12 protein-coding genes and 1 tRNA gene are annotated in these 12,831 nt (G+C 39.8%); 5 read left to right on the plus strand and 8 right to left on the minus strand.

All coding sequences use genetic code 11. The features are described from left to right. Positions 1 to 59: 59 nt before the first annotated feature. The 4 genes from QRD02_RS02545 to QRD02_RS02560 all read right to left on the minus strand — a co-directional run bounded on the left by QRD02_RS02545 (position 60) and on the right by QRD02_RS02560 (position 5,197). Positions 60 to 1,784: a T9SS type A sorting domain-containing protein gene (locus QRD02_RS02545; protein WP_290253327.1), complete on the minus strand. Its 1,725-nt coding sequence runs from the start codon at positions 1,782 to 1,784 to the stop codon at positions 60 to 62. 204 nt (positions 1,785 to 1,988) lie between these two features. After that, positions 1,989 to 3,722: a T9SS type A sorting domain-containing protein gene (locus QRD02_RS02550; protein ID WP_290253328.1), complete on the minus strand. Its 1,734-nt coding sequence runs from the start codon at positions 3,720 to 3,722 to the stop codon at positions 1,989 to 1,991. A gap of 209 nt (positions 3,723 to 3,931) precedes the next feature. Then, on the minus strand, positions 3,932 to 4,534 hold the full coding sequence (locus QRD02_RS02555) for a hypothetical protein (RefSeq protein ID WP_290253329.1): 603 nt from the start codon (positions 4,532 to 4,534) through the stop codon (positions 3,932 to 3,934). Between the two features lie 99 nt (positions 4,535 to 4,633). After that, complete coding sequence (locus QRD02_RS02560) at positions 4,634 to 5,197, minus strand: DUF3109 family protein (RefSeq protein ID WP_290253487.1); 564 nt, start codon at positions 5,195 to 5,197, stop codon at positions 4,634 to 4,636. A gap of 116 nt (positions 5,198 to 5,313) precedes the next feature. On the opposite strand from QRD02_RS02560, the gene QRD02_RS02565 reads away from it, so the two are divergent. Together QRD02_RS02565 and QRD02_RS02570 are read left to right on the plus strand one after the other, a co-directional pair. Next, positions 5,314 to 5,895, plus strand: a complete 582-nt coding sequence (locus QRD02_RS02565; protein WP_290253330.1) for a MarC family protein — start codon at positions 5,314 to 5,316, stop codon at positions 5,893 to 5,895. Positions 5,896 to 5,959: 64 nt separating this feature from the next. Continuing rightward, positions 5,960 to 6,157, plus strand: coding sequence for a hypothetical protein (locus QRD02_RS02570; protein WP_290253331.1), 198 nt, complete (start codon positions 5,960 to 5,962; stop codon positions 6,155 to 6,157). 11 nt (positions 6,158 to 6,168) lie between these two features. Here the strand turns inward: QRD02_RS02570 and QRD02_RS02575 are convergent, their stop codons facing one another. From QRD02_RS02575 to QRD02_RS02585, 3 genes are all read right to left on the minus strand, one after another. After that, entirely contained in the window at positions 6,169 to 7,764 is a 1,596-nt protein-coding gene (locus QRD02_RS02575; RefSeq protein WP_290253332.1) for a S41 family peptidase, read from the minus strand. Further along, a complete protein-coding gene (locus QRD02_RS02580) occupies positions 7,764 to 8,198 on the minus strand; it encodes a deoxycytidylate deaminase (RefSeq protein ID WP_290253333.1) in 435 nt (144 codons plus the stop codon). Before QRD02_RS02580 ends, QRD02_RS02575 begins: the two co-directional genes overlap by 1 nt. 127 nt (positions 8,199 to 8,325) lie before the next feature. After that, on the minus strand, positions 8,326 to 8,904 hold the full coding sequence (locus QRD02_RS02585) for a HupE/UreJ family protein (RefSeq protein ID WP_290253334.1): 579 nt from the start codon (positions 8,902 to 8,904) through the stop codon (positions 8,326 to 8,328). Positions 8,905 to 9,201: 297 nt separating this feature from the next. Between QRD02_RS02585 and QRD02_RS02590 the strand changes: the two genes are divergently transcribed. After that, entirely contained in the window at positions 9,202 to 10,581 is a 1,380-nt protein-coding gene (locus QRD02_RS02590; protein ID WP_290253335.1) for a T9SS type A sorting domain-containing protein, read from the plus strand. Between the two features lie 161 nt (positions 10,582 to 10,742). Here the strand turns inward: QRD02_RS02590 and QRD02_RS02595 are convergent. After that, positions 10,743 to 10,824, minus strand: a tRNA-Leu gene (locus QRD02_RS02595). A 124-nt stretch (positions 10,825 to 10,948) separates the two neighbouring features. On the opposite strand from QRD02_RS02595, the gene QRD02_RS02600 reads away from it, so the two are divergent. Both QRD02_RS02600 and QRD02_RS02605 read left to right on the plus strand, forming a co-directional pair. Then, positions 10,949 to 11,887: a ribose-phosphate pyrophosphokinase gene (locus QRD02_RS02600; RefSeq protein WP_290253336.1), complete on the plus strand. Its 939-nt coding sequence runs from the start codon at positions 10,949 to 10,951 to the stop codon at positions 11,885 to 11,887. 264 nt (positions 11,888 to 12,151) lie between these two features. Then, on the plus strand, positions 12,152 to 12,799 hold the full coding sequence (locus tag QRD02_RS02605; RefSeq protein ID WP_290253337.1) for a 50S ribosomal protein L25/general stress protein Ctc: 648 nt from the start codon (positions 12,152 to 12,154) through the stop codon (positions 12,797 to 12,799). Positions 12,800 to 12,831: the final 32 nt, after the last annotated feature.

Genomic DNA, 12,831 nt, shown 5'->3' on the forward strand with positions numbered 1-12,831 from the left:
ATAAAAAAAGGACCGCTATGAAGCAAAGTCCTTTTCTCTCAACATCAAAAAATCAACTCTTATTTTTTAACGAATTTATGAGTGGCCGATTTACCGTTGATGGTTAATTTCAAGATATATACACCCGGATTAAATGAAGCTACATTAATAGTTGCCTCATTTTGTTGGGGCGAAATTTCCAAAACTTTTTGGCCCAATACGGAATAGATTGAGACATGCTCAATATAATTTTGTGCTGAAAGGTTCAAAACTTCTTTTGAAGGATTGGGATATAATTTAAAATCATTTATGGTATTGTTTTCAGTCCCTAAAACGAAATTAGCAGAATCAAAATAAAGATTATATCCAAAACCTCCGCTGGACCCTGCGAAAGCCATGCAAGGGCTTGCATCGATTGTTTCGGCTACTGCGGAGGGAAAGCCATCGAAAACATGGATTAGCTCATCAGCAACGGTTTCGGAAGGTTGAAAATTAGTTCCATTAAAGGTCATCAATCTGTTTTGGTTGTTTAAAGTGTTGGAAACATGTTTTAATACATAACTAGTTTGAATTATTTCAGAATTCGTGGATCCTTTTCGTATCCAACTGTCCGTATGGCTTACGCTGTAGCCGGGTTCCGGCTCAACTTCACTAAAAACCGTAAACGTTCCTTCGTTTTCACGTAAATAGGCAATTCCTTTATATGCATCTGTGGAACCTGCATCTCTAGAAGAGGCGAAAATTAAAACTTTGTCGTCCACAATTTCATTTCTTGTGGCACGAATAGTTGGATTGAGTATTTCCGTTACGGCGCTATCTGTGATTGTTAGGTTTGTACCCCAAGATGCGGGATCGTTATAGCTATCATTTACGTTAGCTCGTAAATTTTTTGAATTATAACCTAAAAATGTTGTGTAGCACGAACCATTCAACCCATAAGTAAAGGCCAACTGTTCACCTAAAATTCCTAATGACACTTCATCTGCCCAATTGAAACCATAGCTTCCAGCGGTACTTCTGGCGGAGTATACAGAATTATCGGTTTTAATATATGTGGCAAAAACGCGTTGGCTGGCAGAACCGGAATAATTTGTATCCACGCTAAAATCCTCTACCCCTGAAACTATTGTATCAAAGCTGTAATTGCCATTGCTCATGTTCCAACGGAGCGCGGTAAATTGTCCATTGTCAAAAAGTATATATATAAGTATAAAATCTTCACCTGAACCAGAATCGTCAATAGAAATCATTTGAATTTTCTTTATCGCTGGTCCCGCACTCACTTCCTCATGGCCAAAAAGACTCCAAGAGATTCCATTGTCAGTAGACTTGTAAATTGAGACTGTATGGGAACTTGCTCCAGGTAAACTTTCGAACATTCCAATATAGAGGTCGCCAGAAAAGGCTACATCCATATCCAATCCATCTACATAACCTTCGTGAATTAATATGTCTGTGTTCCATTCAGGACGTGAAACTGGTTGTGGTTCTGTGCGGCTCACACTATTGGTGGAAGGTTCGGCCGCTTCGCCGGAAGGCCCAAATATAGGATCTGAGCCTATCAGAGGCTTGTAAAGCGCCGCAATATTTGGATCAATTAATTGCCAAGCCGCTTTGGTAGCCGCAATATTTGCATTTATTTCGGCGGCTGTTCCATTTCCATTAAGATACTCTGCTTGTTGGTAAAGGGCTTCTAATTCTGGCGTTTTTTCAGGAATTATTAATGTTTTCTGACTTAAATCTGATTGTGAAATACCTGTAAAAATACAAAGTGAACACATCAATAAGGTAATTACGTTTTTCATTATTTCATTATTTTAATTAAAATTATTTAATTCTTTAGTGTGGAAACATGAAAGAAGTCAACACCTGCGCAGATCTTTTTTTATACTCATTGTTGCTGAATGAACAAGTCTCTATTTTGAAAAAATTATTTTGTCGAATTCAGGAAATAAAAAAAGGACCGCGATAAAGCAAGTCCTTTTCTCTCAAAATTAAACAATCTCCTCTTATTGTTTAATGAATTTATGAGTGGCCGATTGGCCATTAATGGCTAATTTCAAAACATATACACCCGGTGTGAGTGAAGCTACTTGGATGATCGCTTCATTGTGTTGAGGCGAAGTTTCCAAAACCATTTGTCCCAATATGGAATAGATTGAAACATGCTCAATATTATTTTTGGCAGAGAGATTCAAAACTTCTTGTGCAGGATTTGGATAGAATTTGAAGCCGTCGAAACTGTTTTCATCAACGGACGCGGTAGAATTCTGGGCATCAAAATAAAGACCGAAACCAAAAATCCCACCTCCACTGGATCCGGCAAAAGCCATACAAGGATTTTCGTCAGAAGTTTCCGCAACTGCAGAAGGGAAGCCATCAAAAACATCGAGGCCACTATCGCCTACTCCTTCAAATGGACCAAATGCAGTGCCGTCATATTGATGGGAACGGTTTAGGTCGTTCTCCGAATTATCGATATCATCACGAACATAAGCCGTCTCAATTTTTTCCGAATTATTCACTTTTTGCATCCAGGATTCAATGTGGCTCACGCTTGCATCGGCACCCGCCGTAATGTAATTTAAAGGTGTGTAGGCAGCCTCATTTTCTCGCAAGTATGCTTGCCCGGTATAGGAATCTGAGCTTCCCTCGGGCCTGGATGAGGTGATTATAACCACTTCATCGCTTGGTAGTGATTTGCGTGTGGATCGAATGGTTGGATTCAAAGATTCGATAAGTGCACCGTCTGTAATTGTTTCGTTTGAGGTCCAAGAAGCGGGGTCATTGTTACTGTCACTAACATTGGCGCGCAGGCTTCGGCTATTGAAGCCAATGAAAGCCGTGTAGCAGCTGCCTACATAACCATAACTGAATGCCACTTGTTCCCCTACAATTCCCAAGGAGGTTTCATCGGCCCAGTTAAATCCGTAGTCTCCGGAGGTACTTCGAGCTGAATAAATGGTATTGGTATTTTTTCGGTAGGTTGCAAAAGAACGTTGTGAACCTGTGCTTCCCGGGTAATTGGTGTCTACTTCAAAATCTATCACGTCACTGGCAATTACTTCAGCAGTAAAGGCACCATTTGCCATGTTCCAACGCCATGCCTGAAGATTTTCCGTTGCCGTTACGAGATAGGCTATTAAATAGTTGTCTCCGCCAGCCTCATCATAAGTGATTAGTTGCAATTTGCGCATAGGAGCGGTTACCCCCACTTTTTGCCACTCTTGGAAAGTCAATCCGCCATCTTGGGAGCGATGGATAAAAATAGAATCAAACGTTCCGCCGAAATCAATTATGTTTTCGTAGGCAGCAATATAAATGTCTTTTGACGATCGGCCTGCATCCATATCAATTCCATCAATATAGTCATTTCGCAATAGCTGGTCAGTCCCCCATTCAGGAATGATTCCAGGGCCATCGCGCTCAAGTATTTCCGACGGCGTGTAAACTCCATTTATTGGAAAATTTTCGACGGTTTCGGGCAATTTGTTAGTTACAATTGGATTGTAAAGGGCTGCAACATTAGGGTCAATTTCCTGCCATGCATTTTTTATGGCAAGAATATTAGCATTGATTTGGGCTGCCGTTCCAGTTTCTTCAAGTGCTTTTGCTTGTTGGTAAAGAACGTTAAGTTCGGGTGTTCTTTCAGGAACAATTAGCGCGTTCCCGGTTTCATCTGATTGTGCTATCCCTGCGATAATACAAAGTGAGCACATTAAAAAGGTAATTACATTTTTCATGATTACATGTTTTTTTAATTAATACTTGTTTTTTCACTTTATAATTGGGGAGAAATGATATGAGTGATTTTATTCTGAAACAAAAGTATGGCAGCTTATAAATCTTGTATATAACAATTGTAACAAAGACTGTAACATATGTAACACCCACAAAAAAAGCCGAAAACACATAGGTTTTCGGCTTTCTTGGAATAGCGGTTTTTATTTTTTTACCCTAATTTTTCCAAATTTATTTCTTCAACGGCATCCCAAGTTTCATCCAAATCCATATTATTTCCTTTTGCCTCGAGGTAGAACCGATTCTTTTTCATTAGTTGAATAGTACTATTATTATTGCCGGAGCGGTATTCCTCAATGGCTTTTGTGCCATTTTTGGTTATGGTCTTTCGGGAACCCGTTTCCGTTTCTTCTTCAAAATCTTGGCTCATCAACATTCGAAGACCTGCGGTAGCGGCCGCACCAACTTGTCCGGCACCATCAATTACGTGAATAGAGAACTTTTTGGATTTGTCCTCGTTTGCATAAGTAGCTTCAATGGAGGCAATGCCCATCATTCCTGCTTGACCCGCTTTAAAACTAATGCGCTTCATTCCGTTAACCTCGACGGGCAACCACTGTTTTAATTGGTCATTGGTAAGCGGGGTGGTTTCTTGCAGCTCCTGAATATCGTCCTGCATTTTGTTCATTTCTTCCACGGCATTGGTGGTGTTTGAAACTGTTTCGCGCGTTTCTCTAATTTTTTTGCTTACGGGATTGTCCTTGCAGCTTATGGATGCCGAAAAAACAAAAAGAGCGAGTACAAACTTTTTCATATTTGATGCTATTAGTTATAATTGATAAATTGAATTTCACCAGCTAATATAGTCAAAGTCAATAAAATAGAACTAAATGAGGAAGTTGTAGTGAATAAACTACATTTCAGAAGCTGTCTTTTCAAGCTCAGCATACCAATTTTCACCAAATTTTCGAATAAGTGCGGTTTTCACAAATTTATAAACCGGCACTTGAAGCGATTTTCCTAATGAGCAGGCATCATCGCATATTGGCCAGCGGTGATAGTTAACCGCCGAAAATTCGCTATATTCTTGCACCCGAACTGGGTATAGATGGCATGAAATTGGTTTTCTGAATTCAATTTCCCCAGCGTTGAAAGCGTCTTCAATGCCACAGCTGGCAACGCCTATTTCCGTGAAGGTAACGTAGGCACATTCCTTGCCTTCCACCAAAGGAGTTTCAAGTTCGTTGTGCTCCGTTTCAATATGGGTGCCTTGGATTTCAATAGCCGCAATTCCTTCGGGACGCAGAAAGGGCTTCACTTTTGGATAAATTTCTTGTAGAATATGAACTTCTTCCGCGGTGATAGGTGCACCGGCTTCACCCTCGATACAGCAGGCGCCTTTACAAGCGTTGAGGTTGCATACAAAATCCTTTTGTATTAAATCTTCGGAAACTATTGTCTTGCCCAATTGAAACATGTGGCAAAGATACTTTGTTTCCATAATTCCTTTGAAAGAATTTTACTTTTATTACCATTCTTTATTATAAGCTAAAGGGAATATTTGCCTAATTTTGGGGCCTTAAATAAAAAGGAATGGATTTTAATTTTAAGCAAATTGCCACGGCCACCATGGTTCTTTTTGCGGTTGTGGATATAATTGGGAGTATTCCAATTATCATTGGGCTGCGCGAAAAGGCGGGGTATATTAATTCCGGCAAGGCGTCCATCATTGCTGCAATTGTGATGATCGTTTTTCTTTTTTTGGGTGAAAGTATTCTGCATCTTATAGGTGTAAACGTAAACGAATTCGCTGTTGCGGGATCTTTGATTCTGTTTTTTATTGCGTTGGAAATGATTCTTGGCGTTACGCTGTTTAAGGAAGGAGATACAAGTCCAGACTTGGCTTCCATTTTTCCTTTGGCGTTCCCCTTGCTTGCCGGCCCCGGCAGTTTGACAACCTTGCTTTCGTTGCGTGCGGAATATGCCATACAGAATATTATAGTGGCAATTCTCGTAAATATTATTATTATTTACGTGGTTCTAAAAACCTCCGGAAGGTTGCAGCGTTTTCTCGGGAAAAATGGGATTGCTGTAATCCAAAAGATTTTTGGTGTAATTTTGTTGGCCATTGCGGTGAAGCTTTTTACTTCGAATATTCAGGAACTTTTTAATTAAATGGGGAGCCAAAAGATTGCCTTAATGATGGGTTCTCTTAAAAAAAATCATAAAAATCGAAACTATGAAAATTCTAATTTACATTTTAATGGTTTGCGCTGCAGGTCTCGTTGTTTTTAACTTGACAAAATTGGATTTTGACCATTTGCTGGAGGGCGATAGCTCCATTGCGGCGGTTGGTATTTTGGCAGGGATGTGCGCAATCTTGGCGCTGGGGATATTGCTTATTTCGAAAATGATTGCTTGGAAGGTAAAAAAATAGCGACTTCGCTTTTAGTCCAAATGGTTTTTCGCTTCCAATTCAAGAACCTTTAAAATCATTGGATCGGTTTCGTTCAGAATTATTTCGTATTCATTGGGGCCATAAAGTTGTTGGGCAATATTGGCCTTTAAGGTTCTTTTCAATTCTTCGGTATAATTTGAAAGGTCTATTTGTGCTTCGTTAAACTTGGCATATTCAATAAATTCCTTTGAAAGTTTTTCGTCCACTTTAAAATTCTTTCTGAAGTCGTCAAATTTTATTCCCTTGAACATCATTCTGTTCTTTTCTAGATATTCAAATATAAAGTAGCTCATAAATCCGCTACGGGCCACATATTGCAGGGTTTCATTCTCCACGCTTGTATCTTTCGGCACGAACACATCGGGGATAATTCCACCGCCGCCGTAAACTACTTTTCCTTTTGGAGTTGTGTATTTTAAAGAATCAGCAACCTTAATACTGTCCGCATGTATCAATTCGCCATTACGGTAGCGTTTTTCATAATCACTATAGTAGGTGTCGTTTCCCTTTCCGTACGGACGTTGGATGGATCGGCCCGTGGGGGTATAATAACGTGCAATTGTTAACCGAACTGCACTACCATCGCCTAAAGCCATTTCACGCTGCACCAAACCTTTTCCGAAGGAACGGCGACCAATAATAGTACCTTTATCATTATCCTGAAGCGCACCGGCCACAATCTCACTAGCGGAAGCGGAGTTTTCGTTTATTAATACATATAGTTTCCCATGTTCAAAATCCCCACGGCGGGTGGCGTAGGTTTTATTGATATCACCACTTTTGTTTTTTGTTATCAGTACCAATTTGTCTTTTTCCAAAAACTCATCAACCACGCGCTCCGCTGTTGAAATGTACCCGCCCGGATTGCCACGAAGGTCTAATACCAATTTTTTAATTCCTAGATTTTTTAATTTTTCGAGGGCACTTTCGAATTCTTTAAATGTTGTTTCGGAAAAACGGTTGAGTTTTATGTAGCCTAAGTCGTCACTCAATTTATAGGATGCGTCCACGCTCACCAATGGAACTTGTTTTCGTCGCACGTTAATTTCCAAAGTTTTATTTTCACTGGGGCGGTAAACGTCTAAAGCAACTCTGCTATTTATTTCACCTTTTAAATAATTTGAAATACTATCGCGGTGCACCAACTGGCCAAAAAGTTTTTTTCCATCGGCATAAAGAATTCTGTCGCCTCCTTTTATTCCTGCTTTTTCTGCCGGACCACCTTCAATTGCACGAATTACAGCAATGGTATCATTGTAAACATAAAAACTTACCCCAATACCTGTGAAGGCGCCGCGCATATCATCTGCGTTGTGGGCATATTGGCTTTTCGGAATATATACGGAGTGGGGGTCCAGGTTTTCAAGAATACCGTTCACGGTAACATCAACAATGCTGTCTGTATTTACATTATCAACATATTCATAATCTATATAATCTATAAGTCGGTTGAGCTTATCTTTTTTGGAACTTGTGGCAAAGATTTTTTCAGTATTGTCATCAAAATTGAGCTTGGACCCGATAAATACCCCCATTGCAAGAGCTAACCCAATCCATAGAGGCAAATATTTTCTATAGTTTCCCATTATTCTATTTCCAAATCTGAAATATGTTGTATGCTTACTCCGGCCTTCTCTAAAAAAGCAATTCCGGCGTTGTCTTTATATTCATTAAGGTAAACCATTCGTTTAATACCGGCTTGGTGTATAAGTTTGCTGCATTCTTTACACGGTGACATAGTGATATAGAGTGTTGCGCCTTGGCAAGCCTGTGTGGAAGAGGCTACTTTCAAGATTGCATTGGCCTCGGCGTGTAGTACGTACCATTTTGTATAGCCTTCGTCATCTTCACAAATATTCTCAAAACCGGTGGGCGTACCGTTATAGCCGTCGCTGATAATCATTTTATCTTTTACAATAAGCGCGCCAACCTGTCTTCGTTTGCAATAGGAAAGTTTGCTCCATTCTTTCGCCATCCGTAGATACGCAATGTCATATTTGCGCTGTTTGCTGTCTTTCATACAATTATATAGGTAGCGAAATTAATGGGAAGTTACGCGACAGCCAAAAAAATTGTTGTTAACTTCTTGCCAAAGTGAAAGGGCGGTGAATCGATGGGTTATGAATTCATGTGGTTGTGGAAATTATTTAGAAAATCCAATTGTCGATCAGCATTGGGACAATCATACCAATGACTAGCGAAGAAACCACCAAAACCCAATCGCGCTTGTTAAAACGGAAAATAGTTTGGAAAATAAACCCGATTATTAAAAGGATTAGAACCACAATTATTTGTGCGGCTTCGATGCCAAGGGCGAATTCCAGCAATGGCAGGATTTCTTTTCTTCTGTCCAATGCATTAAAAAAGGAGGCAAAACCAAGTCCGTGGATTAATCCGAAAAAAATGGTAACAATATAAAAAATGCCCATCTTTTCCATTTTTTTCTCCTTTCCGGCCGTGAAAAGGTTAAATAGGGCAGTTACCAAAATAGTTACAGGAATTAAAAACTCAATAAGTTTCCCCGAAACCGTTACCACATTGTAGCTGGCCAATAACAATGAAATTGTGTGGCCAATGGTAAACATAGTTATCAAAACCAGCAGTCTTTTCCAAGCCGAAAAATTATAGGCCGCGCAGAGAACTATCAAAAAAAGTATGTGATCGTAGGCTTTCCAATCCAATACGTGGTGAAGCCCTAAATTAAAATACAACCAGAAATCAGACATTGGGGGTGGTGGTTTTTCAAGGTTTGCCCAAATATACGTATTGTGTGGAAGATTTCAATGTATTATTTATCATCGAAAATATTTCAATATAAATCGATTCAGATTACAGCGGTTTTTTCACTATTAAAATATGGAAAAAGCTTTCTTTTAACATCTGTTCTGCAAAATCATATTTTGATATATTAAATCGCTGAAATTGCCCGCCATATTTACGCCCGTGGTTGTTTCTTGGGATTTGTAAGCATCATTATTAATTGATAGATTTGGCGCCTATTTTAAATATCAATAAAACATTTAATGATGAAAAAATTACACCTTTACTTAGTATTGCTATTGGCAGCCGAGACTGTTGCCGAAGCACAAACTTATCCCACAACATTCTGGAGTGACTTAGCCGACACGAGTTGGTATGATGCCGCCCAGGACGAATTTACACTCACCTCTGCCGAAACCTTGGCCGGCTTGTCCCAACTGGTTGCCGATGGCAATTCATTTGAAGGCAAAACCATTTTAATTGGAGCCGACATAGACCTCGACGGCAATTTATGGAGCCCAATAGGTGTAGAATTCAATATTCCTTTTTCTGGTACGGTTAATGGAAATGATTACAAAATAAGTAATGTATGGGTAAACATGCCGTCGATCCCGATGGCTGGCCTTTTTGGACATACCGATGGTGCTTCCTTTTCGAATATCAATTTAGACACAGCCTATATTATCGGTGAAGACAATACGGGGGCTTTAGTAGCAAATCTTTATAATGGTGGTTCCATTATAAACTGTAGTGCTATAAATGTGGACGTTACGGGTGAATACACTACTGGCGGTTTGGTTGGTGGATTTTTAACCAATTCTTCTATTTCAAAAAGTTATTCAATCGGCAGTGTAAATGGTTTTGCACAAGTAGGAGGCCTAGCTGGAACTGGCTGGGACAATGTAACCGTTACCGAGTGTTATTCTGAAGGAACAGTTACCGCCGAGGTGTTGACTGGCGGATTAATTGGATCTTTTCCATTTGCATTTTCTGGCCAAAGTGTTGTAGATAATAGCTATTCCAGAGCTGCTGTAGTTTCTCTTATGGATCGTGCCGGTGGTTTAATTGGGGGTGGCGACAATGCCTTGCTAATTAAAAACTCCTACGCAACCGGTACAGTTACTGCGCCTGACAGTGCTGGTGCCATTATTGGTTTGTGGGGAGGGATTAATGCTGAAAACATGTATTTTGATTCTGAGTCCTCTGGAATGACAGAAGGAGTTGGCGTTATTCAAGGGCCACCGGTTACCCCGGATATTACCGCAAAAACTACGTCTGAAATGAAATCTACTGAATTAGTAGATTTGTTGAACGCAGGTTCAAGCGCAGCACCGTGGTCTATTGATCAGAACACGAATGATGGCTACCCAATACTAAATGCTGTTTTGAGTGTACAGGAAAATGATTTAGCTGCAGCGGCGGTAAAAGTATATCCAACCATTTTTGAAACTTCTTTTACAGTTTCGTCAACTGTGGGATTGGAATCTTACAACATTTACAATTTGGCTGGTGCATTAATTTCAAAAGGTACTTTAATCAATACTGTTTCAACGGTATCGGCGGGCAATCTTACAGCGGGAACCTATATTTTGGCTATCCAAACAACGGAAGGAAAGATTTCAAAAAAGATTATTAAGAAATAATAATTCTGTTATATATAGTATAACAATGGGATAAACCTCGTTACAAAATCCCCGGAAAATTTCTGGGGATTTTTTTATGGGCTACTATTTTATGGAGCTCCATTTATTATTCGCGAAAAATTTGGCGCAAAAAAAGCCTCAACATCCAGTCAAGGCTTTTGTACTCGAGGTGGGAATCGAACCCACACGTCCTAAAACACAGGATTTTGAATCCAGCGCGTCTACCAATTCCGCCACTCGAGCAAACGGGAGGCAAAAATAAACAATTATTTATAAACTACTAAAAATTTTATTCAGCTATTTTTTTAAATATCGCTAATTATTAATTTTTACCTTTACAACCTTTTAAAAACCTAAACAAATTGTTATGTCGACGGCCATTCCCGAACCAAAGATTTTTGCCTGCAAACAAAGTGAGGCGCTAGCGCAAGATATTGCAAAAGCCTTCGGAATACCGTTGGGCAGTGTAATTACAGCACACTATAGCGATGGAGAATTTCAACCTTCGTTTGAAGAATCCGTTCGCGGAAGCCGTGTGTTTCTTATCGGTTCCACATTTCCGAATAGCGATCATTTAATGGAGCTTTTGTTGATGATCGATGCCGCAAAACGAGCTTCGGCAAGACATATTACGGCAGTTTTGCCTTACTTCGGATGGGCGCGCCAGGACAGAAAGGATAAACCCCGTGTGCCAATTGCTGCGAAACTCGTTGCCAAAATGCTGGAAACGGCGGGCGCCACTCGAATAATTACTATGGATTTGCACGCCGACCAAATTCAAGGTTTTTTTGAAAAACCCGTGGACCATCTTTTTGCTTCCACAATATTTCTTCCCTATTTACGAAGCTTGAATTTAGACAATTTAACGATTGCTTCCCCAGATATGGGTGGATCGAAACGTGCTTATGCCTATTCCAAATTCTTGGAAAGTGATGTGGTAATTTGCTATAAACAGCGTGAAAAAGCCAATGTGATTTCACTAATGGAACTTATTGGCGATGTGAAGGGCAAAAACGTTGTGTTGGTCGATGATATGGTAGATACTGCCGGAACCCTAACCACCGCCGCCGATTTGATGATGGAGCGAGGCGCGCTAAGTGTTCGCGCCGTATGTACCCACCCGCTTCTTTCGGGAAATGCTTATGAGCGAATAGAAAAATCGCAATTGTTGGAACTTATTGTTTCAGATTCTATTCCCACCAAACCTAGCAAAAAGATTCGAGTCATTAGCTGTGCAAAACTTTTTGCAGATGTTATGTTAAGCGTAAATGCCAACAAATCTATCAGCGGGAAGTTTTTGATGTAGTTTGGAATTGGAGCAAAGACGAAAGGTAGCCACGAGTTAAGACGCTTTTTGTAAACTAAATGATGTTTTTTTCTGAGAGTCTTTTTCTATTAATCCATTAATCGTATTTGGGCCGCACTTTAGTCCTCTTTGCTATTTCATTCGAATCTTGTTTCAAAAAATCGGAAATCGCAAATCGTAAGTCCAAAATAAAACATATATTTGCCGTCCTTAAAAAATGGGTTTTTTAATAACCCAATAACTTAATAATTAATAACTTTTACAATGAAATCTATTACAATTAAAGGATCACAAAGAGAAAGCGTGGGCAAGAAGGCAACCAAAGCCCTACGTAATGCTGGAATGGTTCCTTGCGTAGTTTACGGAGGGGATGAGCCAATTAGCTTTTCAGCAGAAGAAATTGCATTTAAAAACTTGGTTTACACTCCAGACGTACACACGGTTGTAATCAACTTAGGAGGCACGAAAATTAATGCCATCCTTCAGGATATACAATTTCACCCGGTGACTGACCGTATTCTTCATATTGATTTTTATCAAATTTTTGAAGACAAGGAAGTTACTATGGAAATCCCAGTTCGTACCGTTGGTAATTCTCGCGGTGTGCGCAGCGGTGGGGTTTTGCGTATTGTGAATCGTAAACTTCGTGTTAAGGCCTTGCCAGAAAATCTACCGGATTTTATTGAGGCTGACATTACCGATATGCGAATTGGTAACAAGATGTACACAAAATCGCTTCAAACCGATAATTATAAAATAATGCACCCGGATAACACCGTGATTTGTCAAGTTAGAACTTCACGTACAGCAATTGCTGATGAGGTGGAGGATGATGCAGAAACAGCTGAGGGCGCAGAAGGAGAAGAAGTTCCAGCCACAGAGACAGATGATGTTGCTGCAGTAAAGGAATAAATTTCTTTTTAAGAAGATAACCTAAAAGCATC

Source organism: Aequorivita aurantiaca (assembly GCF_030410135.1).
GTDB lineage: Bacteria > Bacteroidota > Bacteroidia > Flavobacteriales > Flavobacteriaceae > Aequorivita > Aequorivita aurantiaca.

Excerpts from the sequence above, each read along its gene's own strand:
- QRD02_RS02545 (WP_290253327.1), bottom strand. The coding sequence starts at position 1,784 with ATGAAAAACGTAATTACCTTATTGATGTGTTCACTTTGTATTTTTACA.
- QRD02_RS02550 (WP_290253328.1), bottom strand. The coding sequence starts at position 3,722 with ATGAAAAATGTAATTACCTTTTTAATGTGCTCACTTTGTATTATCGCA.
- QRD02_RS02555 (WP_290253329.1), bottom strand. The coding sequence starts at position 4,534 with ATGAAAAAGTTTGTACTCGCTCTTTTTGTTTTTTCGGCATCCATAAGC.
- QRD02_RS02560 (WP_290253487.1), bottom strand. The coding sequence starts at position 5,197 with ATGTTTCAATTGGGCAAGACAATAGTTTCCGAAGATTTAATACAAAAG.
- QRD02_RS02565 (WP_290253330.1), top strand. The coding sequence starts at position 5,314 with ATGGATTTTAATTTTAAGCAAATTGCCACGGCCACCATGGTTCTTTTT.
- QRD02_RS02570 (WP_290253331.1), top strand. The coding sequence starts at position 5,960 with ATGAAAATTCTAATTTACATTTTAATGGTTTGCGCTGCAGGTCTCGTT.
- QRD02_RS02575 (WP_290253332.1), bottom strand. The coding sequence starts at position 7,764 with ATGGGAAACTATAGAAAATATTTGCCTCTATGGATTGGGTTAGCTCTT.
- QRD02_RS02580 (WP_290253333.1), bottom strand. The coding sequence starts at position 8,198 with ATGAAAGACAGCAAACAGCGCAAATATGACATTGCGTATCTACGGATG.
- QRD02_RS02585 (WP_290253334.1), bottom strand. The coding sequence starts at position 8,904 with ATGTCTGATTTCTGGTTGTATTTTAATTTAGGGCTTCACCACGTATTG.
- QRD02_RS02590 (WP_290253335.1), top strand. The coding sequence starts at position 9,202 with ATGATGAAAAAATTACACCTTTACTTAGTATTGCTATTGGCAGCCGAG.
- QRD02_RS02600 (WP_290253336.1), top strand. The coding sequence starts at position 10,949 with ATGTCGACGGCCATTCCCGAACCAAAGATTTTTGCCTGCAAACAAAGT.
- QRD02_RS02605 (WP_290253337.1), top strand. The coding sequence starts at position 12,152 with ATGAAATCTATTACAATTAAAGGATCACAAAGAGAAAGCGTGGGCAAG.